Origin of the sequence: Burkholderia cepacia (assembly GCF_029962485.1) — a bacterium.
Classification (GTDB): domain Bacteria; phylum Pseudomonadota; class Gammaproteobacteria; order Burkholderiales; family Burkholderiaceae; genus Burkholderia.
This window is the reverse complement of the sequence record NZ_CP073638.1, coordinates 161,646-186,315: the sequence shown is the minus strand read 5'-3', so window position 1 is coordinate 186,315 and position 24,670 is coordinate 161,646. Positions and strand designations below refer to the sequence as shown.

Here is a 24,670-nt window from a genome sequence, read left to right as displayed (position 1 = left end):
GGGCCGCACGGCCTTGCGCGACAGCGGCGCGCGGGACAACGTCCGACAGGATCGGGCCAACGCGCGTGTGCCGCTTACGACAGTGCGGCCGTACGGGCACCCGATCGCGTACGCCCGTACGCGACCATCATCACGAAGCTGAGCAGGAAGCCCGCGCCGCCGATCAGCAACAGGCCCGTTTCGCCGAACACGGGCAGCAGGTTCGTCAGCGCGCCCGTGACGACCCACGCAACCGCCATCACCGAGCCCGCGACGCCGAGCGCCCAGCCTTGCCGGTCCTCGCTGACGGCGTCCGAGAACGCCGTATACATGGTCGTGTACGCGACCATGTCGAAACAGCCGACGACCATCGCAAGCGCCCACAGCACGGGTTCGTGCGGAAACAGTGCCGACAGGATCTGGCCCAGCCCGGCGACGAGCAGGCCCGTCTTCGCGATGTCGATCACGCGCCATACGCGCAGCATCAGCCGCACGACGAACAGCAGGCCGAACACGAAGCAGATGCCGATCACGCCGCTGAACAGGCCGAGCCGCGCGCTCGTGTAGCCGAATTTCGCCTGCAGCAGCAGCATGATGGTCTGCAGGTACAGCCCGTAGCCGACCTGCATCAGGAAGAACACCACCGACAGGAACGCAACGTTGCGCTGCCGTGCGGCCTCCCAGATGATCCGCAGCGGCAGCAGCGGATCGATGCGCGTGTCGCCGCGCGGCGCGGCCGAGTCGCGATACGACGCCCAGGTCCAGAACGCGCAGACCAGCGACAGCGCGGCGACCAGCACGAACGGCGTGCCGTAGTCGAACAGCGGCGAAATCGTCCGGTCGGACGTGACGCCGCCGAGCACCGGGCCGACGATCACGCCCGCGCTGAACGCGAGCGACATGATGCTCATGTTGTACGCCTTGTTCTCCGGCGTGCTCAGGTCGGTGATCGCCGCCTGCGCGATGCCCTGGCAGCCGGCCATCAGGCCGGTGAGCCCGCGGCCGGCCAGCAGCAGCGCGATGCTGGCGTGCCATGCACCGGCCGCCATCATCGCGTAACCGGCCGCGAGGCCGAGCACGCACAGCAGCAGGATCCGGCGGCGGCCGTAGCGATCGGACAGCTCGCCCATCAGCGACGAGCCGAAGAACATGCACAGCGGGTAGATCCCGTAGCCGAGACCGAGATAGAAATTGCGCGCGTGTGCACCGGCGTCGGCCGGCAGGATGCCCGCGTGCGGATCGCTGAAGATCGCGGACATCATCGGGTAGACGAGCCCGAACCCCATCGCGTCGAGTGCGATGGCGAGCAGGCAGGGGCCGAGCAGTTTGTAGTCGAGCCGGGACATGGCGACCTTCCGGACGGAGTGGATGATCGCCCAAGCGTAATGACCGGGCGGCCGCCGCGGTAGGCCGCCGCCCGCGATGCTAACCATCGGCTGTTCCGATACCCTGCATGCCGCCCGCGCCGATGGATCGCCGGCGCGGGTGCCCGGCCGCTACTTGGCGCTCAGCGGCTCGCCCTGGAATTGCCGGCGTGCGACCACACAGGGCGCACTGTCATGCATGAACACGCTCGCGAGCAACCCGAACGACGCCGCGAACAGCACGTACCAGGCGGGCGCGACGGGCGAGCCGCTCGCACGCGTCAGCCACGTGACGATGAACGGCGCGAAGCCGCCGAACACCATCACCGCGACGTTGTAGGCGAGCGCGACGCCGGTCGACCGCGAGCGCGTCGCGAACTGCTCGGCGAGCGTGGTCGGCGCGGGGCCGTAGCAGATGCCGATGATCGTGCAGATCACGAGCTGCATCACGAGCAGGCGCCCGACGCCCGGCGCCGCGGCCAGCCACGAGAACAGCGGATACGTGACCGTCAGCAACGCCAGCGTGCCGGCGATCAGCACGGGCCGCCGGCCGATCAGGTCGGACACGATCGCCGCGACCGGGATCGTCACCGTCAGCAGCGCAACGGCCACCATCTGCACCTTGAACACCTGGTCGAGCGGCAGCCCGAAGGTCTTGTGCACGAACGTCGGCATGTTCACGAGCATCACGTAGAACACGGCCGTGCCGGTGATCGTCTGCCCCATCGACACCAGCACGCCGCGCAGGTTCTCGCGCAGCACGCGCGATACGCTCGCCGGCGGCTCGGCCGTCGACTTGCTCGCATCGAGGAACGCCTCGGTCTCCTCCATGTGCCGGCGGATCCACAGGCCGACCGGCCCGATCAGCAGACCCAGCGCGAACGGCACGCGCCAGCCCCAGCTGTGCAGCGCTGCGTCCGACAGCGACTGCGTGGCCCACGCGCCCATCGCGGCGCCCGAGAACACCGCGAGACACTGGCCGATCAGTTGCCACGATCCGTACAGCCCGCGCCGGTTCGCGGGTGCGCTTTCGACGAGGAACGCGGTCGCGCTCGCATATTCGCCGCCCGTCGCGAAACCCTGCAGCAGCCGTGCGACGACGATCAGGACCGGCGCCGCCGGGCCGATCGCCGCGTACGACGGCGCGAACGTGATCAGCGCGATCGACAGCGTCATCAGGAAGATGATGAGCTGCATCGCGGCCTTGCGGCCCTTGCGGTCCGAATAGAGCCCGAGCAGGATGCCGCCCACCGGACGCATGAAGAAGCCGACGCCGAACGTCGCGAGCGACATCAGCAGCGACGCGTACTGGCTCTCGGCGGGAAAGAACAGCCGCGCGATGATGCCGGAGAAGAAACCGTAAACGATGAAGTCGTACCACTCGAGGGTATTGCCGACGACCGCGGCAATCACTTGCCGTTGCCGCGAATTCCGACGTGAGTCGCGCATGCTGTTCTCCTGCAGTCTCGGGGTGCCGCGCCGCATGCCAGCCGCGTTCCGTGGCGGGCATGGGCGAACCGGCTGTTCGCATCGCCGGTCGGGGCGGGACAGGCACGACGGCACCTCTCGGCCCGCGCACGACCAGCGTGAATCGATCATAGGGACGCCGAAAATCCGCATCAATTAACGCCCGCGGCAGATGATTAGCCGGAGACTAAATGTTTCCGCTACGGACTCCACCGCGCGAAACACCCGGTATTGCGCGCATTGTTGCGGTCCCGGTTCTGCGGCAGAATCGTCGGCCGCCCTTCCCGTCGTCCGCATCATGCGCAACCGCATCAACGAAGAGATCACGTTCCGCAAGCTCGAGGTGCTGCTCGCCTTCATGGAAGCCGGCAGCCTCGCGAAGACGGCCGAGGCGCTGGGCATCAGCACCGTCAGCGTGCACCGCGCGCTCCATACGCTCGAGGAAGGGATGCACTGCGCGCTGTTCCGCCACGAGGGGCGGAACCTGATTCCGACCGAGGCCGCGCAGGTGCTCGCCGAAGTCGCCGGCGAAGTGCTCAAGACGATGACCGACGGCATCCGTTCGACGCGCGAGGCAGCCGGCTACGGCGCGGGCCAGTTGAAGATCGGCTCGCTGTATTCGCTGACGATCCGCACCGTGCCCGAGGTCGTGATCGCGTTGAAGGAGCGCCGCCCCGAGTTGCAGGCCGAACTCGTGCTCGGCTCGAACGCCGACCTGCTCGACAAGCTCAGGCAGGGCGCGATCGACGCGACGCTGATGGCGCTGCCCGAACCGGACGCAGAAATCGAATCGATCGCGCTGTTCGAGGACGAGATGTTCTTTGCCGTGCCGATCGATTCGCCGTATGCGCAACGCGACGCGATCGATCTTCATGCCTGCGGTGACGAGCCGTTCGTGTCGCTCGGCGAAGGTTTCGCGACGCATCACGGCTTTACAGAGGCGTTCCGCACGGCCGGCGTCACGCCGAACGTCGTGATGCGGGTGGGCGACATCTTCTCGCTGATCAACCTCGTGTCGGGCGGGGTCGGCTGCTCGCTGCTGCCCGGCCGCGTGCGCGACCTGTTCGCGCACAAGATCGCGCTCGTGCCGCTCGCGGGGCCCACGATCCGCCAGACGATCGGCCTGAGTTTCCTGCACCGCCGCGAGCGCGACCCGAACCTGCTCGCGCTCGCGACCGTGTGCCGGCTGACGGTCAAGGGGGCGACCGCGCGGTGACGCGGCGCGGCGCTCGACGTCAGAACTTGACGAGCAGGCCGATCCGCGCCAGCAACTGATTGGCGGTCGACGACGGTGTCGTCTGGTTGATCTGGGCGACAGCCTGCCGGCCGTACGAGTCGAGCCCGGATGCACGCTGGTAGATGCCGACCATGTAGAGCGTCGTCCGTTTCGACAGGAAATACTGCGCGCCGACATTGAACTGCTGATACTTCGCATCGGGCGCCGCCGTGTACGTATACGCGGCGCCGAGCGCCACGGCCGGCGTGACGAGGTACGTGACGTTGGCCTCGTAGTTGTCGAACGACGCCTTGCCGCGGTATGACGTATTGAGCGTCTGCACGATGTTCTGGAAACGCGTGTTGGTGTACACGAAGCGGAACGTCGCATTGCCGAGCGCATAACTGCCGCCGGCCCCATAGATCTGCAGTTTCGATGCCGACTGGTAGCCGCCCCAGATCGGCGTGGGCAGCGCAGTGGAGAACGCCGCGTTCGGCGCCGGGTTCGCGCTCGCCCCCCACAGCGTCACGGCCGGGTTGTTGACCGTCTCGTACGCGGCGTCGAGTGTCAGCGGCCTGCGCTCGTAGCGCGCGCCGACGCTGATCGCGCGGTTCGCGGAGAAACTGCCCGCCACGCCGCCGAAACCGTACAGCGCCGCCATCGAGAAACCGTTGAAGTCCGGCGTCTTGTACTTGATCGCATTGTTGATGCGCGCCGTGTTGTTCAGGTTGTCGACGTCGGCCGCGTGCGCGCCGAGATAGCCGGTGAAATTGCAGCCGGCGGCCAGCAGGCCGAGATATTCGCCGCTCAATTCGTCGTACTGGCGGCCGAGCGTGACGGTACCGAATGCGCCCGTCAGGCCGACGAACGCCTGGCGGCCGAACATCAGCCCGCCCTGCCCGAGCCGCCCCGTGTTCGCGTCGTAGCCGTTCTCCAGCGTGAAGATCGCCTTCAACCCGCCGCCGAGATCCTCGCTGCCCCGAAAACCGAGGCGGTTTCCGTACAGCGTGCCCGACACGGCCTGGATCGCCTTGCCGCCCCCCATGTTGCTGACGTAGTTCACGCCGTTGTCGATGGTTCCGTACAACGTGACCGAATTCTGCGCGTGCGCGGCGACAGCGAAGGATGCCGCCGCGGCTGCCGCGATGATGCCGTTGATTTTCATAAGATCTCCTGAATAATATTATTATGTTTGAACAGGCGGCGCGCGCCGCCTGCCTTTCCGCCCTTACGCGGCGGCCAGCCCCATCAGTGCCTGCAGCAGCGCGGCACGCGTCTGCCCCCAGATCGCGCCCTTCCAGACGTCGTCGTCGCCGTAGAACGCGTCGCGGATTCGCTGGAGAATGTCGCGGCGCAATTCGGCCGGCGCATCGGGATGCCGGATCAGCCAGTGCGACGCACGCAGCCGGTTGATCATGTCGTCGAATGGCACCGTGCCGAATTCGAGTGCCATCAGCGCGGCATCCGCGCGCGGGCACTCGTCGTGCGCGATCGACGCGATGGGCCCCGACACGCCCGGCGACTCGGATTCGCCCGCGAACGGTGCGACGATGTCGGCGCCCCACCACGCGCGGGCGCGCGCGAGTTCGGCGGCGACGTTGCGGCCCGCGTAGATCTTCTCGCCGTGACCGCGCGGCCCGAGGCCCGTATGCACGTCGATCCATGCGATCGTTTTCGCATGCGCCGCGCGCTCGCGCAGGATCGTGCGCATCGTGCGGTTGTTCCAGGTCGGCTCGCGCCCGCCGAAGAACATCCCGTCGGGGGTCGCGTACTGACCGCCGCTCAACGCACCCTGATACGCGAGCTTGCCGTGTCGCGCGATGTACTCGGCCAGCGCCTGCTCGTCGTCAGGCGACGGCGGCCAGCTTTCCGTGAGCACGAGGCGATCGATCTCCGGATACGCGTCGTTGGCCGGCAGCGCTGCACTGAAATCGATGTGGTTGCGGTTCAGGTCGACGTTGTCCTGGTTGGTGCGCTGCAGGTACGAGAAACCGTACGGATTGACCGCATGGATCAGCAGCAGTCCGATACCGGCGCGTGCAAGCCGCGCGATCAGGTCGTCGTCGAACAGCATCGCGATCTGGCAGCCCGATCCGCAGAAGCCTTCGGGCCCGTGCGTGCCCGAACTGACGATCAGCAGCCGCTCGGCATCGGCGACACCGAGGCCGGCCACGTCGATCGCCAGCGTTTCGCCGAGCGCGCCGCGCAGGTCAGGCAGCACGAACGACTCCAGCGTCGCGCGCCGGTGCGCGGCGGCGTCGAGAAACTTCTGGCGGGCTTCGGCATAGGTGCCGGAAAAATGTCGGGTAACAGCGGTAGGTTCCATGGTGCGGTCAGGCCTTCGAGTAGGAGGGAATGCCGGAAACGGCGGGAGCGTCGATCGTTTCGCCGGTGCGGTCGCGCAGGTACGGCAGTCCGGCCATCGACACGAGCGCGACCACGATCAGGTACCAGGCCGGCGCAACCTTGTTGCCGCTCACGTTGACGAGCCACGTGCTGATGAACGGCGCGAAGCCGCCGAAGATCGCGACGCCGATGCCGTACACGAGCGACATGCCCGTTGCGCGCACCGACTCGGGAAACATCTCCGGCAGGATCGTGATGCTCGGCACGGCCTGGATCGTGAGCACGACCGTCAGCAACCCGACCACCGTGAACAGCACGGCGGGGGTCGGCGATGCCTTCAGCCACGCGAACGCCGGATAGATCAGCAGCACGAGGACGATCCGGCCCGCGACGATCAGCGGCTTGCGGCCGACGCGATCCGACCAGCGGCCGACGACCGGCGCGCATCCGAACACCAGCACCCCCGTCAGCGCAGCGGCCGACAGCGCCACGGTCGGGCTCATCCCGAGTTCGCGGATGGCAAAGGTCGGCATGTAGAAGCTGACGACATACGACGCGCCAGTGGCGCCCATCGTGATCATGATCGCGACGATCACCGCGCGCCCATGCTCGCGGAACAACGTCGCGACGCGGCCGCTGCGCCGCATGCCGGCCGGCGCGTGCTGAACGGTCTCGCCCGCGTGCGTTTCCTCGAGCCGGCGGCGGATGTACGCACCCACCGGCGCGATCAGCACCCCGAGCGCGAACGGCACGCGCCAGCCCCAGCGTTCGAGCGCGTCGGGCGTCAGCGTGAACGACAGGATCGCGACCGTCAGCGCGGCCATCAGCACGCCGAGCCCCTGGCTCGCGAACTGCCAGCTCGCCATGTAGCCGCGTGAGCGCGGCTGCGCATGCTCGACGAGCAGCGTCGTCGACGCACCGAATTCGCCGCCGGCCGAAAAGCCCTGGATCGACCGTGCGACCACGATCAGAATCGGCGCGGCCACGCCGATCTGCGCATAGGTCGGCATCACGGCGATCATCCCGCAGCCGAATGCCATCAGGAAGATGGTGAGCACCATCGCCGGCTTGCGCCCCGCGCGGTCGGCATAGGCGCCGATCACGACGCCGCCGAGCGGCCGCATCACGAATCCGGCCCCGAATGTGCCGACCGCCAGCAGCAACTGGCCGGCCGAGTCGAACGACGGGAAGAACAGCTTGCCGATAATGAACGCGAGAAAGCCGTAGACCGTGAAATCGAAGTATTCGAGCGCGTTGCCGAGGGTCGTCGCGAGAATGGTCCGGCGTGTGCCGGCGCCGGTTTGCGGTTGGGGTGCCATGACGGGTGTCTCCTTCTTCGTGCGGTTTCGCACTGGTTATATGCGACCGCATTCTAGGCGGCTGCGTGTTACCCGAAAAGACAACAATCCATTACACTCGTTGCCATTTGGTTTACACCCCGGAGCGCCCCGTGAAGCCGAACCAGTTGCACGCGTTCGTGGCCGTGGCCACGCAGATGAGCATCCGCGGCGCGGCGCGCCAGCTCGGCGTGTCGGCGCCCGCCGTCACGAAGATCATCCGCGAGCTGGAACGCGAGATCGGCGCCCCGCTCGTCGAGCGCAGCGTCAAGGGCATCGTGCTCACCGAATACGGCGCCGCGCTGTTGCCGCGTGCGCGCCTGCTGCTCGACGACATGCAACGCGCCCGCGACGAGATCGTGCAGTTGCGCGACGGCAACCTGGGGCACATCCGTATCGCGGTCACCACGTCGTTCGCACAGACCGTATTCGTGCCGGCTTACCGGCTGCTGCGCGAGCGACGCCCCGGCGTGACGGTGCACGTGACCGAATCGGGCCCGCCCGGCACGCTCGCGCGGCTGCGCGACGCGCAGACCGACTTTGCGATCATGCATGTCGATCCGGAGGCGCTCACCGACGATTTCGTCAGCGAACCGCTCGCGCCCGTGCGGCTCGTGCTCGGTGTGCGCGACAAGCACCCGTTGCGCAACCGGCGCAGGGTGCGCGATTTCCTCGATTCCGAATGGGCGCTGCCCGGCGACGGCAACGATCCGATGTCTGCCACCAAACGGCTGTTCGGCTCGTTCGGGTTGCCGGTGCCGGCGCGCGTCGTGCACGGCGATTCGATCTCGACCGCGCTCGCGCTGGTCGCACAGATGGATCACGTCGCCTTCTTCGTCGAACCGCTCGCGAACGAGGTGTTCAAGCGGATGGGCATCCGGCGCGTCGAACTCGACGACCCGATGCCCGTGCTGCAGATGTGCGCGATCCAGCGCCGCGGCAGTTCGCTGACGCCGGCCGCCGCGCAATTCGTCGACTGCGTGCGCGAAGTGCTCACGGCGCAGTGACGCGCGGCCGCGCGCACCGGCCCGCTCCGCTCCTCGCCCGTCTCCACGTGAGCCGGCGTCTCGACGACACCGTGCTCCCGATGCGCTTCGCCCATCCTCCGCGACTCATCGCGCGGTAGACGCACGTCGCGGCTAGTCCATTCGGATGGCACGAAGCGCGCGCTTTGTTGCGATCATGACCGTCATTCATCGCGCGGCACGCACACGTGCGTCCGCCACGGAGACGACATGAACGACCCAGTCCTCGGCCCCATCGAACAGATCGGCTATGTGGTCGCCGACCTCGAACGCAGCATCGCGCGCTGGCGTGCCCGCCACGACATCGGCCCGTGGACCGTATTCCGCAACGTCCGCCTCGACGGCCGGTATCTCGGCGAACCGGTGACGGTCACGATGGACGTCGGCATCGCGTATCGCGGCGATCTGCAGATCGAACTGATCCACGTCACGAACGACACGCCGTCGCCGTACCGCGACGCGCACGGGCAGCCGCTCGCCGGCCTGCACCACGTCGCGTGGATCGTCGACGATCTCGATGCGGCGGTCGCGCAACTCACCGCGCGCGGCCTGCGCGTCGTGTTCGAAGCGAGCAACCCGGCCACGCGCGTCGCGTATCTCGACGACGCCGACGATCCCGGCGCGCGCGTCGAAGTGATCGAAGGTGCGGGCATGCGCGACATGATCGTGCACGGCATCGCCGAAGCACACACCTGGGACGGCACCGATCCGGTTCGCATCATCGACGCCGCGGCCGCCTCCGCGTAAGCAGGCCCGCGCGTCCCCCCTCACTCACAGGAGCAAGCAGGATGAAACGACTCGAAGGCAAGGTGGCGCTGATCACGGGCGGTGCCCGCGGCCAGGGCGAAGCGGAAGCACGCCGGTTCGTCGCCGAAGGCGCACGCGTGGTGATCGCCGACGTGCTGGACGACGCCGGCCGGCGCGTCGCGGCCGAACTCGGCGACGCCGCGCGATTCCAGCATCTCGACGTCACCAGCGAAGCCGACTGGCAGGCTGCCGTTCAGGCAACGCTCGCGCAGTTCGGCCGGCTCGACGTCCTCGTGAACAACGCAGCGATCCTGAAGCTCGTGCCGATCGAATCGTGTTCGCTCGACGACTATCGCAAGGTGATCGACGTGAACCAGGTCGGCTGCTGGCTCGGCATGAAATCGGCGGTTGCCGCGCTGAAGGAAGCCGGCGGCGGCTCGATCGTCAACGTGTCGTCGACGGCCGGGATGGAAGGCGTCGCGGGCGGCAGTGCGTACGTGTCGAGCAAGTTCGCCGTGCGCGGGATGACGAAGGCCGCCGCGCTCGAATTCGGCCGCTACGGCATTCGCGTGAACTCGGTGCATCCGGGCGGCATCGATACGGTGATGGCGCGCCCGCCCGAGTTCGCGGATTTCGATCCGTCGTCGATCTACAGCGGCCTGCCGATCGCACGCATCGGCAAACCCGACGAAGTGGCCAGCCTCGTGCTGTTCCTGGCATCCGACGAATCCGCGTATTGCACGGGGTCGGAATTCATCGTCGACGGTGGGATGCTCGCGGGCAGCACGTTCCACTGATCGACCGCGTCGGCCGGAAACGGAAACGACAACGCCGCCGGCGGCTTGACCCGCACGGCGGCGTTGTCGTTTCGGGACGCGGGAAAAATGGCCACGCGCCGCTCAATACCCCTTCGGCTGGATCGCCGGCGCACCGACACCGCGCGCGCCCTGCTTGCCGCCGCGCACGAAGCGGCGCCCGTGCGGCCCGTACACGCCGTCCGGCTCCGGATACAAGTTCAGCAGCGCGAAGTACAGCATCCCGCCCACCACCAGCGACACCGGCACGCTCAGGTCGAGCCCGCCCGCGAGGTGGCCGAGCGGCCCGATGAACTGGCCCGGCAGGTTCACGAACGCGAGCCCGATGAACGCGGCCGGCAGCCATGCGCCCATCGCGCGCACGTTCCAGCCGTGCGTGAACCAGTAGTGGCCGCCGTGCAGCCCGCGGTTGAACACCTGCAGGTCGTCGGCGAGATAGTAGCCGCGGCGCGTCACGTAGCCGATCACCATGATCGCCATCCACGGGCAGCTGAACGTATCGATCAGCGTCGAGAACGTGGCAACACTTTCGACGAGGTTGAACCAGAAGCGCCCGACGAAGATGAACGCGATCGCGATCGTGCCGATCAGCAGCGTCGCCCTCACGCGGTTCAGGACGCGCGGGAACATGCTCGACACGTCGAGACCGGTACCGTACAGCGCGGTCGTGCCGGTCGACATCCCGCCGATGATCGCGATCAGGCACATCGGCAGCAGGAACCAGCGCGGCGAAATCGCGAGCAGCCCGCCGACGTAGTCGTTCGATGCGATGAACGCGGGCGCCTTCGACGCAATGATCGTCGCGGTCGCAAGGCCGAAGAAAAACGGCACGAACGTCGCGACCTGCGCGGCGAACACGGCGCCCATCACGCGGTGCTTCGGCGTGTGCTGCGGAATGTAGCGCGCCCAGTCGCCGAGCGTCGATGCGAACGACACCGGGTTGCTCAACGCAACCAGCACGGCGCCGACGAACGCGGCCCAGAAGCCCGCGCTGCCCAGTTGCAGCGTGCCCGCGTAATTCATGTCGAACGGGCCGGCGAATGCGAACAGGCCCGCGACAAAGAGCACGCTCGCGGCCCACACTGCGATCTTGTTGACCCACAGCATGAAGCGGAAGCCGTAGATGCAGACGATCAGCACGAGCACCGCGAATACCATGTAGGCTGCGCCGAGCGTGAAGCCGTTGACGGGCACGCCGACCATGTTGTGCGCGCCGCCGACGAGCGCATCGCCGGAACTCCACACGGCGAGCGAGAAGAACGCGATCGACGTGAGCAGCGCGAGAAACGAGCCGACGATCCGGCCGTGGATGCCGAAATGCGCGCCGGACGAGACGGGGTCGCTCGTCCCGTTGCGCGGGCCGAACAGGCTCATCGGCGCGAGAATGCACGTGCCGGCGAGCACGCCGAGCACGATCGCGCAGACGCCCGCCTTGAACGACAGCCCGACCAGCACGGGAAAGCTGCCGAGCACCGATGTGGAAAACGTATTGCAGCCGCCGAACAGCAACCGGAACAGATCGATCGGCCGCGCGTAGCGCGATGCATCGGGAATGCGCTCGAAACCAAACGATTCAACCTGCGTAATCCTGCCTTCACCCATTTGTCTCCAACTCCTCTGGTGCGCCTGTACGGCCCGGGGCTGCGGCCATACGACACATCGTCATCGATTCGCGGCCACTCTAAACCGGATCGCGCGGCGCAAATATCACGCATTCAAGACGTTTACGACGATGGAGAACAATGTTTCCGGGCGGGCAACCGGCCGGATTCCGCGCCGCGCGTGCGGCGCGGGCGATGCGACGTCAGTGCGCCGCCGCTGCCGCCGGCGTGCGGCAGGCGATCAGGCCGCGCTGAACGGCCGGCCGCGCGGCGATGTCGGCGAGCCAGCGCTCGACATGCGGGAAGCCGGCAAGGTCGAGATCGAGCTCCGCCGCCGTGCGCAGCCACGGAAATGCCGCGATGTCGGCGATCGAATACCGCGACGATGCGAGATACGCCGATGCTGACAATCGGCTGTTCACGACCCCGTAGAGACGCGTGGCCTCCTTCCGATAGCGGTCGATCGCTTCCGCATTGACCGTCTTCGATGCATGCAGGAACCACCAGAGCTGGCCGAGCATCGGCCCGATCCCGCCGATCTGGAAGTGCAGCCATTGCTGGACCGCCGTGCGCTCGGCCAGCGTTTCCGGATGCAGGTATCCCGTCTTCGCGGCGAGATAACCGAGGATTGCGCCGGATTCGAACACGGCCAGCCCGGTGTCGTGATCGACGATGGCCGGGATCTTGCCGTTCGGGTTGATCGCGAGGAACGCCGGGCTGCGCTGTTCGCCCGCGGACAGGTTCACGTGCACGAGGTCGTGCGCGAGCCCGGCCTCTTCCAGGTAGATCGCGATCTTGTGCCCGTTCGGCGTGTCGGCCGTATGGAACGTGAGGGAGTGCGTCGAGGTCATGTCGGTCCTTGTCATCGGGTTATCGTTGCAACTACAATCGTTGCAATTGCAATCCTATGCCGGAACCGATGGCGCCGGCGACATGCCAGTACTCGAAGGAGGGACATGCAGACTGCGCGACCCGGTCCGCCGATGCGGACACCCGACACCCGCCGCGCCGCGGCGGCGTGCCTCGAACGGCTGACGACGCGGCGGCTCGCTCCGCAGGGCCGCGCGATATCCCCGCTCGGCGCGATGCGTGCGGCCGCCGATTGCCTCGAACGCGATGCGGCGACGTCGAAGCGCGTGTGGATCGTCCGCGCCGATGCGCGCGAATCGTTCGCCGACACGCGCGCACATCGCCACATCAGCGCATGGCCGCTGCGGTTTCTCGATCCGGGCAAACCTTTCGAGCGACCGCTGCTGTACCTGCTGCACGCGCGTGCGATCGACCGGCTGCGGCTGGCATCGATCGAGACCGTCGATCGCGGGATCTTCGTGAACGATGCGGAAACGGCCGCGTCGTCCTGGCCGAAAGGCGTGACGCCCGACGTCCCGCACTGGCTGGCCGCGAACCCAGCGTGCACGCCGTATGACCCGGCATCGGGACACGAAGCGATCGCGATCCTGCGCCACGCGCTGCGCACGCTTTACGTCGCCGGCCAGCCGGGCTTTTTCTACCTCGCGGGCCATGACGACTGCGTGCCCTATGCGAAGCCGCTGTCGGCCTCGGCCGCCCGCGATGCGTTCAACGGCATGGTGCGGGCCGGCCGGCGCACGGCGGCCGGCGCGGCTGCGCGCATCCGGCTGTGCGGCGCGGGCAGCACGCTCGCGCAGGTGATGGAAGCGGCCGACCTGCTGCACGACGAATGGCGAATCGATTCGACGATCTGGAGCTGCCCGAGCTACACGCAGCTCGCGCGCGACGGTCGCGCCGCCGACCGCTGGAACCTGCTGCATCCACAAGATGAACCGCGCATCGCGCACATCCGTGCATGCCTCGGCGAAGGCGACGCGCCGGTGCTCGCGGTGACCGGGTACGCGCGGCACGTCGCCGCACAGATCGGCGCGTTCATCCCTGCCCGCTTCAGCGCGATCGGCGCGGATTCGGCCGGCCCCGACACGCGCACGCCGGATCCACGGTGGATTGCCGCAGTCGCGCTCCGCCTGCTGGCCGACGACGGCTGCGTGCCGGCCGACTGGGCCGCGCAGGCGATGCACCGTTATGCGCGCGGCTGATGCGCGCGCCGGCTGCCGTTACTTCGCGTCGGCGGTCGCGTCGCGCGCCATGGCCGTCGCGCGGTCGAGCGCGGCGGCCATCGCCGCCTGCTCCTTGCCGGTGAACTGGTCGAGAAAGAGTTCCGCGACCGTCGACTGGTACACCTTCCACATCTTCTTGCGCAGCGTGCGCCCCTTGTCGGTGATGCTCGCAAACGCGGCGCGTCCGTCGTCGGCCGACCGCGCGCGCGTGACGAGCCCTTCCTGTTCGAGCCGGTCGACGAGCCGCGTCAGGTTGTAGCGCTCGATCGCGAGCACATCGGCCAGTTCGTGCATGCGGCGCGTGCCGTCGGGCCCGCTTTCGAGCCCCCACAACGCGTCGTACCACGCATAGGCGGGAAGGCCTGCCGCCGCGAGGCGGCGTTCGATCTCGCGAATCATCGTCCGGTGCGCGCGGACGAACGAGAACCACAGATCGGGTTCGGGTGCGCTCATGTCAGGTCGTTCCTTTCGTTGAATTGCAGTTGCAATTAAATTTTACCTCGACAACAATGGCCGTCGATACGATTGCAATTGCAACCATTTCATTGCCCGCTGATCGGCGGGTGTTCCGTCGCGCGACGCGTCGCCACGACCGTCGCCCCGCGCAGCCTGATGCTTCTGGAGACACTGCATGACCGCACCTCTCGCGTTACCCGACATCGACCCGCAGGAAACCCGCGAATGGCTCGATGCGCTCGAATCCGTGATCGCGCTCGAAGGCCGTCCGCGCGCGCACTACCTGCTCGACCAGCTCGCCGATCTCGACGCGGCCCGCCACGGCGACCTGCACGGCCGCGTGACGACCGCCTACGTGAACACGGTGCCGCGTGAGCGGCAACCGGCCTACCCGGGCGATCTCGCGCTCGAACGCCGCCTGAACGCGATGATCCGCTGGAACGCGATGGTGATGGTGCTGCGTGCCGGCCGGCATTCGAACGTCGGCGGCCACATCGCAACCTACCAGTCGGCGGCCGTGCTGTACGACGTCGGCTTCGACCACTTCTTTCGCGGCCGCACCGACACGTTCGACGGCGACATGGTCTACATCCAGGGCCATTCGGCGCCCGGCATCTATGGCCGCGCGTATCTGGAAGGCCGCATCACGGACGCACAGCTCGACAACTTCCGCCGCGAGACCGGCCGCGAAGCGGGCCGCGACGGGCTGTCGTCGTATCCGCATCCGCGCCTGATGCCGGATTTCTGGCAATTCCCGACCGTGTCGATGGGGCTCGGGCCGCTCACGGCCGCCTATCAGGCGCGCTTCATGCGCTACCTCGAATACCGCGGGCTGAAAGCCCATCAGGGCCGCAAGGTGTGGGCGTTTCTCGGCGACGGCGAAATGGACCAGCCCGAATCGCTCGCCGCGATCTCGCTCGCCGGGCGCGAACGGCTCGACAACCTGATCTTCGTCGTCAACTGCAACCTGCAGCGGCTCGACGGCCCCGTGCGCGGCAACGGAAAGGTCATCCAGGAACTCGAGGGCACGTTCCGCGCGGCCGGCTGGAACGTCGTCAAGGTGATCTGGGGCAGCGGCTGGGATCGCCTGCTCGAACGCGACACGACGGGCCTGCTGCGCCAGCGCATGATGGAATGCGTCGACGGCGATTACCAGACCTTCAAGTCGCAAAGCGGCGCGTACGTGCGCGAGCATTTCTTCGGCAAGTATCCCGAGCTGCTCGAACTCGTCGCCGACCTGTCCGACGACGACATCTGGAAACTGGCGCGCGGCGGTCACGATCCGGAGAAGGTCCATGCGGCGTATGCACAGGCGATGCGCGCGGACGGTCGCCCGACCGTCGTGCTCGCGAAAACCGTCAAGGGCTTCGGGATGGGCGAAGCCGGCGAAGGCCAGAACGTGAACCACCAGCTGAAGAAGATGAGCGCGGACGCCGTGCGCGCGTTCCGCGACCGGTTCGCGCTGCCGGTCAGCGACGCGCAGCTCGACGAACTGCCCTATCTGAAGCCCGAGCCGGGCAGCGCCGAAGCGCGCTATTTCGCTGAACGCCGCGCGGCGCTGGGCGGCCACGTGCCGGCCCGCTTCAGCACCGTGGCTGCGCTGCCCGTACCGCCGCTCGCCGCGTTCAACGCGCAGTTGAAGGACAGTGGCGAGCGCGGGCTGTCGACGACGATGGCGTTCGTGCGCATCCTCGGCACGCTGCTGAAGGATCCGCAGCTCGGCAAGCTCGTCGTGCCGATCGTGCCGGACGAATCGCGTACGTTCGGCATGGAGGGCCTGTTCCGCCAGATCGGCATCCACTCGCATCTCGGCCAGCTCTATACGCCGCAGGACGCAGGCCAGCTCAGCTACTACAAGGAAGCGAAGGACGGGCAGATCCTGCAGGAAGGGATCAACGAATCGGGCGCGATCGCATCGTGGATCGCGGCCGGTACCGCGTATAGCAACCACGGTCTGGCGGCGATCCCGTTCTACATCTTCTATTCGATGTTCGGGCTGCAGCGGGTCGGCGATCTCGCGTGGGCAGCCGGCGACGCACGCACGCGTGGCTTCCTGCTCGGCGCGACGTCGGGCCGCACGACGCTGATGGGCGAAGGGCTGCAGCACAACGACGGGCACAGCCAGGTGCTGTCGTCGGTGATTCCGAACTGCGTGTCGTACGACCCGACCTATGCGTACGAACTCGCGGTGATCGTGCGCGACGGATTGCGGCGGATGTTCGCGGAACAGGAGGACGTCTATTACTACATCACGCTGCTCAACGAGAACTATCCGCATCCGGCGCTGCCCGACGGCGCGGAGGCCGGCATTCTCAAGGGTCTCTACCTGCTGCGCGAAGGCACGTCGCACGCGGCCGACGTGCCGCGCGTGCAACTGATGGGCAGCGGCGCGATCCTGCGCGAAGTGATCGCCGCCAGCGACCTGCTCGCCCAGGACTTCGGCGTGTCGAGCGACGTATGGAGCGCAACGAGCCTGACCGAGCTGCGCCGCGACGGGCTGGCCGCCGAACGCTGGAACCTGCTGCATCCCGATCAGGCACCGCGCGTGCCCTATGTGCAGCAATGCCTCGACGGCCGCACGGGGCCTGTCGTCGTCGCGACCGACTACATGAAGATCGTCGGCGACCAGATCCGCGCGTTCGTCGACGGCCGGCGCTTCGTGTCGCTCGGCACCGACGGCTTCGGCCGCTCGGATACGCGCGAGGCACTGCGCACCTTCTTCGAGGTCGACCGGCACTTCATCGTGATCGCCGCGTTGAAGGCGCTCGCCGACGATGGTGCGATCGAGCGTGCACGCGTCGGCGAGGCCATCCGGCGTTACGGCATCGACATCGACAAGGTCGATCCGGCTACCGTGTGATCATGCGGCGCGCGACAGACACGATCCCACCGGCCTGCCGCGCGGCGCTGCTCGCGCTACGGCTTCGACTGCGCGAGCGGGGCTTGCGCGCCCTGCTCCGCGCCCGACGGCCAACCGCCCGCAAGCGCCTTGTACAGCGCGACCGTCGACACCGCGCTGCGTGTCCGCCCGTCGGCCGCCGCGTCCTGCGCCTGCAGCAGCGTCCGCTGCGCGTCGAGCACTTCGTAGTAGTCGATCGCACCGGCCGAGAAACGTGTCTGCGCGAGCTGCGCGGCGCGCGCGCTGTCGTCCGCCGCGCGCACGAGGTGCGCGGTCTCGTCACGCGTGCGTGCGACACGCAGCAGCGCGTTCTCCGTTTCCTCCAGCGCGCCGAGCACGGTCTGCCGGTACTGCGCGAGCTGGCCGGCCGCTTCCGCGTCGCTCGCGGCAATCCGCGCACGCACGCGGCCGACGTCGAGGAACGACCAGTCGATGCCGAGCGCGATCAGGTTCGTGTCGCTGCCCGCGCGGAAGAACCCGTAGCTGCTCGTCGCGCTGCCGAGCAGGCCCGACAGCGTGAAGCGCGGAAACAGGTCGGCCGTCGCGACGCCGACGCGCGCGGTCGCCGCGTGCAGCCTTGCCTCGGCGGCCGCGACATCGGGACGCCGGCGCAGCAGGTCGCCCGGCGTGCCGGGATCGATGTCTGCGGCCAGCGCCGGCAGCGGCACCGGCGTGCCCGCCACCGTGCCGGTCTTCGGCCAATCGAAGCGGCCGATCAGCGCATCCGGCGTCTGCCCGGTCAGCACCGCGAGCCGATGCTCGTCGACGCCGATCGCCGCTTCATACACGGCGATCCGCGACGTCGTCGATTCGTACTGCGCCCGCGCCCGCGCCGCATCGAGCTCGGACCCTCGCCCCGCGCCGACGCGCGCATTGATCAGCGCAAGCGTCTGCTTCTGGTTGTCGGCGTTCTCGCGCGCGATCCGCAACCGCTCCTGCGAGCCGCGCAGATCGACATACGTGCTCGCCACCTCGCCGGCGATCGCGACGCGCACCGCGCGCACGTCGGCCGCGCTCGCCGCCGTTTCCGCGCGCTGGGATTCGATCGAACGACGAACGCGGCCGAACAGGTCGAGTTCCCATGCGGCATTGATCCCGACGCTGGACGTCGGCGTGTCGCGCTGGCTGCGCGGCGCGCCGAACGCCTGGTCCTTGCTCATCAACTGATGGCCGATCTGGCCGCTCGCGGTGATGGTCGGAAAGCGGTCGAAGGTCGCCTGTGACAGCAATGCATTCGACGCGTCGTAGCGCGACACGGCCACCTGCAGGTCCTGGTTCGCCGCGAGCGCCGCGTCGATCAACTGCGTCAACGCCGGATCGCCGAAGCCACGCCAGAACGTGGCATCGGCAGCCGCCGACGCGTCGGGCAACGTATCGGCCGGCGACGCGTCACGCTGCGCGGCCGGATGCGCGTCGCGCGCGAACCGCTCGGCCGTGGCCGTATCGGGCCGCTTGAAATCGGGGCCGACCGCGCACGCGGCAAGCGTCACCGACATCGCGAGCGCGGAAAGACGGAAAGCGGCGCTCATCGGTTTTCTCCTTCGAGGGTGCCGTGCTGTTCGCTCCAGACGGCCGGCGTGCCGCCCGCGAGCTTGCGGATCGCCACATAGAACACGGGTGTCAGGAACAGCCCGAACAGGGTGACGCCGAGCATCCCCGCGAATACGGTCACGCCGGTGGCGGCACGCACTTCGCTACCGGCGCCGCTGCCGATCAGGAGCGGCACCGAGCCCGCGATGAACGCGACCGACGTCATCACGATCGGGCGCAGCCGCAGCTTGCACGCTTCGAGCGCCGCTTCGATCACGCCCTTGCCCTGGATTTCGAGTTCGCGTGCGAATTCGACGATCAGGATCGCGTTCTTGCACGCAAGCCCCATCAGCACGACGAGACCGACCTGCACGAACACGTTGTTGTCGCCGCCGGACAGCCATACGCCGAACAGCGCCGCGCACATGCACACGGGCACGATCAGGATCACCGCGAGCGGCAGCGTCCAGCTCTCGTACAGCGATGCGAGCACGAGGAACACGAGCATCACCGCCAGCGGGAACACGACGATCGCCGCGTTGCTCTGCGTGACCTGCTGGTAGCTGAGGTCGGTCCATTCGAGCGTGATGCCGGGCGGCAGCACCTCCTTCGCGATCTGCTGGAGCTTCGCGATCGCCTGCGACGACGACATCACCTTCGGATCGGCATCGCCGATCAGGTCGGCGGCAGGATAGCCGTTGTAGCGAACGACCGGGTCGGGTCCGTACGCAGGCTCCACCGTCACCATCGAACCGATCGGCACCATCTCGCCCTTCGCGTTGCGCGTGCGCAGGTTCGCGATATCGGCGGCCGTCTGCCGGTGGCCGGCATCCGCTTGCGCCATCACGCGATACACACGGCCGAAGATGTTGAAGTCGTTCACGTACATCGAGCCGAGATACACCTGCAGCGTGTTGAACAGGTCGGTCAACGCGACACCCTGCGCCTTCGCCTTCAGCCGGTCGACCTTCACCTCGAGCTGCGGGATGTTGGCCTGGTACGAGCTGACGGGATAGCTCATCCCCGGCGTCTTCGCGACCGCGGCCTGGAACGTCGTCAGCGCCTTCTGCAATTCGCCGTAGCCGAGCGCACCGCGATCCTCCAGGTACAGCGAGTAGCCCGAACCGTTGCCGAGGCCCTGGATCGGCGGCGGCATCAGCGCGTAGGTAATGCCGCCGTTGATCGCCGCAAAGCGTGCGTTCAGGTCCGCATTGATCTGCGCGGCGCTGCGATGACGCTGGTCGAACGGCTTCAGGATCACGTACGAGTTCGTGATGTTCGGCGTGTTCACGCCCTGCAGCGCATTCAGCCCCGCGAACGCCGGCACCATCTCGACGCCGTCGGTGCCGAGCGCGATCTTCGTCATCTGCTCGGTCACCGCGCTGGTGCGCGCAAGCGACGCGCCTTCCGGCAGCTTCGCACCCGCGAACAGGTACAGCTTGTCCTGCACGGGGATGAAGCCGCCCGGCACCGCATTGAACAGCAGCGCGGTCGCCGCGAGCAGCACCGCATAGACGGCGAACACCACGCCGCGACGCTTCAGCGTGCGACCGACGACGCCGTGATAGCGATCCGAACTGCGCTCGAAGAAGCGGTTGAACGGATGGAACAGCCAGCCGAATGCGCGATCGAGCGCACGCGTGAGCGCATCCTTCGGCGCGCCGTGCGGGCGCAGCAGCTTCGCCGCGAGCGCGGGCGAGAGCGTCAGCGAGTTGATCGCGGAGATCACCGTCGAGATCGCGATCGTCACCGCGAACTGCCGGTAGAACTGGCCCGTGACGCCCGACATGAACGCCATCGGCACGAACACCGCGCACAGCACGAGCGCGATCGCGACGATCGGCCCCGACACCTCGCGCATCGCCTGGTGCGCGGCATCGCGCGGGCTCAGTCCCTGTGCGATGTTGCGCTCGACGTTCTCGACGACGACGATCGCATCGTCGACGACGATCCCGATCGCGAGCACGAGCCCGAACAGCGTCAGCGTGTTGATCGAATAGCCGAGCAGATGGAGAAACGCGAACGTGCCGACCACCGACACCGGCACCGCGACGAGCGGAATGATCGATGCGCGCCACGTCTGCAGGAACAGGATCACGACGAGCACGACCAGCACGACGGCCTCGATCAGCGTGTGCTGCACCGCGCGGATCGACTCGCGCACGAACACCGTCGGGTCCCACACCGGGCGGTACGCGACGCCGGGCGGGAACCGCTTCGACAGCTCGTCGAGCTTCGCATACACGGCCTTCGCGACGTCGAGCGCGTTCGCACCCGGCGACAGGAAGATGCCGACCACGGCCGAATGCTTGTCGTTGAAATACGAGCGCAGCGTGTAGTCGCCCGCGCCGAGCTCGATGCGCGCGACGTCGGACAGCTTCACGACCTGGCCGTCGTCGCCGTTGCGCAGCACGATGTCGCTGAATTCCTGCACCGTGCGCAGGCGGCCGCGCACGTTGATCGACACGAGGAAGTCGTTTTTCTTCGGCGACGGTTCGGCGCCGAGCTGGCCGGCCGACACCTGCACGTTCTGCTCGCGCACGGCCGCGATCACGTCGCTTGCGGTCAGCCCGCGCGACGCGAGCCGGTTGGGATCGAGCCACAGCCGCATCGCGTAGTCGCCGGAGCCGTACACGCCGACGTCGCCGATGCCGGTGAGCCGCGACAGCTCGTCCTTCACGTGCAGCGTCAGGTAGTTGCGCAGGTACAGGGAATCGCGGCTGTTGTCCGGCGAATAGAGGCTCACGTACATCAGCGGCGTCGGCGACTGCTTCTGCGTGGTCACGCCGTACTGACGCACCTCGTCGGGCAGGCGCGACAGCGCCTGGCTCACGCGGTTCTGCACGCGCACGGCGGCCGTGTCGGGGTCGACCCCCTGCAGGAACGTGACGACGACCTGCAGGCTGCCGTCCGACCCCGCAACCGACTTCATGTACATGATGCCTTCGACGCCGTTGATCGCCTCTTCCAGCGGTTCGGCGACCGATTCGGCGATTTCCTTCGGGTTCGCGCCCGGGTACGTCGCACGCACGACGACGCTCGGCGGCACGACTTCCGGGTATTCGCCGGCCGGCAGCATCGGAATCGAGATCAGGCCGATCGCGAAAATGACGATCGACAGCACGACCGCGAAGATCGGCCGGTCGATGAAGAATCGGGAGAAATCCATCGTATCGCTCCCGTCACTGCGCGGCCGGCGTGCCGGCGTCGGCCACGGCCTGCGTGGCGTTACCGGCATCGGCACGCGCGGGCAGCGCTTTCGGCTTCACCTGCGCGCCCGGATAGTAGATCCGCTGCACGCCGTCGACGACCACGCGGTCGCCCGCCTGCAGCCCCTTCTCGACGATCCGCTCGCCTTCCAGCTCGCGGCCGACCGTCACGTCGCGGCGCAGCGCCTTGTCGCCCGGGCCGATCACGTACACGTACTTGCGGTCCTGGTCGGTCAGCACGGCCTTGTCGTCGACGAGCAGCGCATCCTGGTCGCGGCCGCTGACGAGCCGCACGCGCGCATAGAGCCCCGGCGTGAACGTATGGTCCGCATTCGGCAGCCGCACACGCGCGCGGATCGTGCCGGTTTGCGGGTCGAGCCGGTTGTCGAGGAAATCGACGGTGCCCGCGTGCGGGAAGCCCGTCTCGTTCGCGAGGCCCACGCGCACGGGATCGGCGCCGATCGCGCGATGCTTCGGATCGGCACGGCGCGCGTTGTAGCGCAGGTAGCTCTGCTCGTCGCAATCGAAGTACACGTAGACGGGGTCCTGCGACACGACAGTCGTCAGCAGCGTGTCGTCCGCACGCGCGAGGTTGCCGACGGTCGCGACCGCGCGGCCGACGCGCCCGGCGATCGGCGCGCGCACCTCGGTGAAGCCGAGATTGAGCTTCGCATCGGCGACGGCCGCGTCGGCCGCCTGCAGGTCCGCGCGCGCCTGCTCGGCCGTGGCGCGCGCATTGTCGAGTTCTTCCTGCGACGTCGCATGCGCATCGATCAGCGTCTGCACGCGCTTGAGTTGCACCTGGGCGAGGCTCGCGGCCGCTCGGGCCCGCTGCTGCTGCGCGTTGGCGCGGTCGAGCGCGATCCGGTACGGACGCGGGTCGATCTCGAACAGCAGCGCACCCTGCGCGACGAGGTCGCCCTCCTTGTAGGCCAGGCGCTGCAGATAGCCACTCACGCGCGGCCGCAATTCGACCGCGTCGACGGCTTCGACGCGTCCGTTGAACTCGTCCGCGAGGCGGACCGTGCGCGGCGCGACCGTGGCGACGCCGACTTCGGGAAGAGGCTGGGCCGACGATGCGTCTTTGCCGTCGTGACAGCCCGACAACGCCAGCAACAATGCACAGGCGGCGCCCAAAGGCGACGTCCTGCGTAGGGATAAGGAGAGCATGATGCCTCGCGACGGGTTAAACTGCCGCGTAGCATAAAAGTTGAAGTTAACTTTAAGTCAAGCTTTCCCCGGAGAACGTCATGGGTACCCCGGAAGAACCGAAATGGCCGCTGATGTCGATCCGCGAAGTGGCCGCGCGCAGCGGCGTGCCGGCATCGACGCTGCGGTTCTACGAGACGCGCGGGCTCATCAAGTCGCATCGGAACGGCTCAAGCCATCGTCACTACTCGCGCGCGGTGCTGCGGCTGATCGCGTTCATCGTGTTCGCGCAGAAGATCGGCTATTCGCTCGACGAAATCGCAGAACAGCTCGTCAGCCTCCCCGAGGACACCGCGCCGAGCAACAAGGACTGGCAGCGGCTGTCGCGCGGCTGGAAACAGCGCGTCGCGAGCCGGATCGAGGAGTTGCAGCGGCTCTACATCAACCTCGACGAATGCATCGGCTGCGGCTGCCTGTCGCTCAAGCGCTGCAAGCTGACCAACCCGGAAGATCGCGCGGGCCGCAACGGGCCCGGCGCGCGGCGCTGGCTCGGCGACAAGCCGCCGATGGATGTCGAATGACGGACGCACGCATGCCCGCCGCCGGCGCGGTGTGCGTCACCCGACGCGCCAGCCGCCGTTCACCGCGATCGTCGCGCCCGTGACGAACGACGCGCGCGGCCCGGCGAGCCACGCAACCGCGTCCGCGATGTCATCCGGATGCCCGGCGCGGCCGGCCGGCGTCTGCTCGCGGATCGTCGCGGCGATGGCCGGCGCAACGCCGCCGTCGCCGAAGAAGCGTGTGTCGGCGATATAACCTGGCGCGACCGTATTGACCGTCGCACCGCGCGGCCCGAGTTCGCGCGCCAACGCAACGGTGAACCCTTCGACGCCAGCCTTCGCGGCCGCATACGCCAGCCCGCCCGGCAGCAGGCTGCCGGCGCGCGCCGCGATCGAGCCGATGTTGACGATCCGCGCGGCACGGCCGGCCAGGTGCGGCAACACGGCCATCGTCGTCAGGAACAGGCTTTTCAGGTTCGCGTCGAGCAGGGTGCCCCACACGTCCTCGGCCTCGTCCGCCCCGGTATCCGCACCGACGCGGCCGGTCAGCCCCGCGTTGTTGACCAGCACGTCGATGCGCGGCCACCGCGCGATGATCGCGGCGACCGCCGCTTCCGCCTCGCGCCGCACGCTCAAATCGCCGGCCTGCCCGATCGCCGCGCCGCCGAGACGCGTAACAGCCGCCTCCAGCCGCGCAACGTCGCGCCCGACGATCGCAACGCGATACCCGTCCTCCACCAGCCGGCTTGCGATCGCGAAGCCGATCCCGCTCGACCCGCCCGTGACGATTGCCGTTCGCTGCTGTTCATTGCCCGCCATGACCTGCCCTCCTGACTGTCGACGGTTGATGACAAGGCCATTCTGGGCAGCGCCAGGTGAT

The 24,670-nt window shown here is 67.9% G+C and carries 19 protein-coding genes; 7 read left to right on the top strand and 12 right to left on the bottom strand.

Annotated elements, in window-relative coordinates; genetic code table 11:
- Positions 1-74: 74 nt before the first annotated feature.
- Positions 75-1,325, bottom strand: a complete 1,251-nt coding sequence (locus KEC55_RS17375) for an MFS transporter (RefSeq protein ID WP_282509014.1) — start codon at positions 1,323-1,325, stop codon at positions 75-77.
- Between the two features lie 150 nt (positions 1,326-1,475).
- Entirely contained in the window at positions 1,476-2,792 is a 1,317-nt protein-coding gene (locus tag KEC55_RS17370; protein WP_282509013.1) for an MFS transporter, read from the bottom strand.
- 316 nt (positions 2,793-3,108) lie between these two features.
- On the opposite strand from KEC55_RS17370, the gene KEC55_RS17365 reads away from it, so the two are divergent.
- A complete protein-coding gene (locus tag KEC55_RS17365; RefSeq protein WP_282509012.1) occupies positions 3,109-4,026 on the top strand; it encodes a LysR family transcriptional regulator in 918 nt (305 codons plus the stop codon).
- 19 nt (positions 4,027-4,045) lie between these two features.
- Here the strand turns inward: KEC55_RS17365 and KEC55_RS17360 are convergent, their stop codons facing one another.
- From KEC55_RS17360 to KEC55_RS17350, 3 genes are all read right to left on the bottom strand, one after another.
- Positions 4,046-5,191: a porin gene (locus KEC55_RS17360; RefSeq protein WP_282509011.1), complete on the bottom strand. Its 1,146-nt coding sequence runs from the start codon at positions 5,189-5,191 to the stop codon at positions 4,046-4,048.
- 63 nt (positions 5,192-5,254) lie between these two features.
- The gene (locus KEC55_RS17355) at positions 5,255-6,352 is read right to left on the bottom strand and encodes a M14 family metallopeptidase (protein ID WP_282509010.1); all 1,098 of its coding nucleotides are present in this window, start codon (positions 6,350-6,352) and stop codon (positions 5,255-5,257) included.
- Positions 6,353-6,359: 7 nt separating this feature from the next.
- Entirely contained in the window at positions 6,360-7,691 is a 1,332-nt protein-coding gene (locus tag KEC55_RS17350; protein WP_282509009.1) for an MFS transporter, read from the bottom strand.
- Between the two features lie 131 nt (positions 7,692-7,822).
- Here KEC55_RS17350 and KEC55_RS17345 point away from each other — a divergent pair, with 131 nt between their 5' ends.
- The 3 genes from KEC55_RS17345 to KEC55_RS17335 all read left to right on the top strand — a co-directional run bounded on the left by KEC55_RS17345 (position 7,823) and on the right by KEC55_RS17335 (position 10,278).
- Positions 7,823-8,716: a LysR family transcriptional regulator gene (locus KEC55_RS17345; RefSeq protein WP_282509008.1), complete on the top strand. Its 894-nt coding sequence runs from the start codon at positions 7,823-7,825 to the stop codon at positions 8,714-8,716.
- Between the two features lie 228 nt (positions 8,717-8,944).
- The gene (locus tag KEC55_RS17340; RefSeq protein WP_282509007.1) at positions 8,945-9,481 is read left to right on the top strand and encodes a VOC family protein; all 537 of its coding nucleotides are present in this window, start codon (positions 8,945-8,947) and stop codon (positions 9,479-9,481) included.
- Between the two features lie 41 nt (positions 9,482-9,522).
- Positions 9,523-10,278 (top strand): glucose 1-dehydrogenase, encoded by a 756-nt coding sequence (locus tag KEC55_RS17335; RefSeq protein ID WP_282509006.1) that lies wholly within the window; start codon positions 9,523-9,525, stop codon positions 10,276-10,278.
- 102 nt (positions 10,279-10,380) lie between these two features.
- On the opposite strand, the gene KEC55_RS17330 is transcribed toward KEC55_RS17335, so the two are convergent.
- The gene (locus KEC55_RS17330; RefSeq protein ID WP_282509005.1) at positions 10,381-11,898 is read right to left on the bottom strand and encodes a purine-cytosine permease family protein; all 1,518 of its coding nucleotides are present in this window, start codon (positions 11,896-11,898) and stop codon (positions 10,381-10,383) included.
- Between the two features lie 202 nt (positions 11,899-12,100).
- Entirely contained in the window at positions 12,101-12,748 is a 648-nt protein-coding gene (locus KEC55_RS17325; protein WP_282511495.1) for a glutathione S-transferase family protein, read from the bottom strand.
- A gap of 105 nt (positions 12,749-12,853) precedes the next feature.
- Here KEC55_RS17325 and KEC55_RS17320 point away from each other — a divergent pair, with 105 nt between their 5' ends.
- The gene (locus KEC55_RS17320) at positions 12,854-13,966 is read left to right on the top strand and encodes a transketolase-like TK C-terminal-containing protein (RefSeq protein WP_282509004.1); all 1,113 of its coding nucleotides are present in this window, start codon (positions 12,854-12,856) and stop codon (positions 13,964-13,966) included.
- An 18-nt stretch (positions 13,967-13,984) separates the two neighbouring features.
- On the opposite strand, the gene KEC55_RS17315 is transcribed toward KEC55_RS17320, so the two are convergent.
- Positions 13,985-14,440, bottom strand: a complete 456-nt coding sequence (locus KEC55_RS17315; protein ID WP_282509003.1) for a MarR family winged helix-turn-helix transcriptional regulator — start codon at positions 14,438-14,440, stop codon at positions 13,985-13,987.
- A 178-nt stretch (positions 14,441-14,618) separates the two neighbouring features.
- On the opposite strand from KEC55_RS17315, the gene aceE reads away from it, so the two are divergent.
- Complete coding sequence (gene aceE, locus KEC55_RS17310; protein WP_282509002.1) at positions 14,619-17,303, top strand: pyruvate dehydrogenase (acetyl-transferring), homodimeric type; 2,685 nt, start codon at positions 14,619-14,621, stop codon at positions 17,301-17,303.
- 56 nt (positions 17,304-17,359) lie between these two features.
- On the opposite strand, the gene KEC55_RS17305 is transcribed toward aceE, so the two are convergent.
- From KEC55_RS17305 to KEC55_RS17295, 3 genes are read right to left on the bottom strand one after another with little or no spacing between them, the layout of a single operon-like run.
- A complete protein-coding gene (locus tag KEC55_RS17305) occupies positions 17,360-18,871 on the bottom strand; it encodes an efflux transporter outer membrane subunit (RefSeq protein WP_282509001.1) in 1,512 nt (503 codons plus the stop codon).
- A complete protein-coding gene (locus tag KEC55_RS17300) occupies positions 18,868-22,041 on the bottom strand; it encodes an efflux RND transporter permease subunit (protein WP_282509000.1) in 3,174 nt (1,057 codons plus the stop codon). Before KEC55_RS17300 ends, KEC55_RS17305 begins: the two co-directional genes overlap by 4 nt.
- 13 nt (positions 22,042-22,054) lie before the next feature.
- Positions 22,055-23,251 carry an efflux RND transporter periplasmic adaptor subunit gene (locus KEC55_RS17295; protein WP_282508999.1) on the bottom strand — a complete coding sequence of 399 codons (1,197 nt, stop codon included), beginning with the start codon at positions 23,249-23,251 and terminating at the stop codon, positions 22,055-22,057.
- 80 nt (positions 23,252-23,331) lie between these two features.
- Between KEC55_RS17295 and soxR the strand changes: the two genes are divergently transcribed.
- A complete protein-coding gene (soxR, locus tag KEC55_RS17290) occupies positions 23,332-23,811 on the top strand; it encodes a redox-sensitive transcriptional activator SoxR (protein WP_282508998.1) in 480 nt (159 codons plus the stop codon).
- 36 nt (positions 23,812-23,847) lie between these two features.
- On the opposite strand, the gene KEC55_RS17285 is transcribed toward soxR, so the two are convergent.
- Complete coding sequence (locus KEC55_RS17285; protein WP_282508997.1) at positions 23,848-24,609, bottom strand: SDR family NAD(P)-dependent oxidoreductase; 762 nt, start codon at positions 24,607-24,609, stop codon at positions 23,848-23,850.
- Between the last annotated feature and the right edge of the window lie 61 nt (positions 24,610-24,670).

Coding starts and splice junctions, on each gene's coding strand:
- KEC55_RS17375 (WP_282509014.1), bottom strand. CDS start 1,325: ATGTCCCGGCTCGACTACAAACTGCTCGGCCCCTGCCTGCTCGCCATC.
- KEC55_RS17370 (WP_282509013.1), bottom strand. CDS start 2,792: ATGCGCGACTCACGTCGGAATTCGCGGCAACGGCAAGTGATTGCCGCG.
- KEC55_RS17365 (WP_282509012.1), top strand. CDS start 3,109: ATGCGCAACCGCATCAACGAAGAGATCACGTTCCGCAAGCTCGAGGTG.
- KEC55_RS17360 (WP_282509011.1), bottom strand. CDS start 5,191: ATGAAAATCAACGGCATCATCGCGGCAGCCGCGGCGGCATCCTTCGCT.
- KEC55_RS17355 (WP_282509010.1), bottom strand. CDS start 6,352: ATGGAACCTACCGCTGTTACCCGACATTTTTCCGGCACCTATGCCGAA.
- KEC55_RS17350 (WP_282509009.1), bottom strand. CDS start 7,691: ATGGCACCCCAACCGCAAACCGGCGCCGGCACACGCCGGACCATTCTC.
- KEC55_RS17340 (WP_282509007.1), top strand. CDS start 8,945: ATGAACGACCCAGTCCTCGGCCCCATCGAACAGATCGGCTATGTGGTC.
- KEC55_RS17335 (WP_282509006.1), top strand. CDS start 9,523: ATGAAACGACTCGAAGGCAAGGTGGCGCTGATCACGGGCGGTGCCCGC.
- KEC55_RS17330 (WP_282509005.1), bottom strand. CDS start 11,898: ATGGGTGAAGGCAGGATTACGCAGGTTGAATCGTTTGGTTTCGAGCGC.
- KEC55_RS17325 (WP_282511495.1), bottom strand. CDS start 12,748: ATGACCTCGACGCACTCCCTCACGTTCCATACGGCCGACACGCCGAAC.
- KEC55_RS17320 (WP_282509004.1), top strand. CDS start 12,854: ATGCAGACTGCGCGACCCGGTCCGCCGATGCGGACACCCGACACCCGC.
- KEC55_RS17315 (WP_282509003.1), bottom strand. CDS start 14,440: ATGAGCGCACCCGAACCCGATCTGTGGTTCTCGTTCGTCCGCGCGCAC.
- aceE (WP_282509002.1), top strand. CDS start 14,619: ATGACCGCACCTCTCGCGTTACCCGACATCGACCCGCAGGAAACCCGC.
- KEC55_RS17305 (WP_282509001.1), bottom strand. CDS start 18,871: ATGAGCGCCGCTTTCCGTCTTTCCGCGCTCGCGATGTCGGTGACGCTT.
- KEC55_RS17300 (WP_282509000.1), bottom strand. CDS start 22,041: ATGGATTTCTCCCGATTCTTCATCGACCGGCCGATCTTCGCGGTCGTG.
- KEC55_RS17295 (WP_282508999.1), bottom strand. CDS start 23,251: ATGCTCTCCTTATCCCTACGCAGGACGTCGCCTTTGGGCGCCGCCTGT.
- soxR (WP_282508998.1), top strand. CDS start 23,332: ATGGGTACCCCGGAAGAACCGAAATGGCCGCTGATGTCGATCCGCGAA.
- KEC55_RS17285 (WP_282508997.1), bottom strand. CDS start 24,609: ATGGCGGGCAATGAACAGCAGCGAACGGCAATCGTCACGGGCGGGTCG.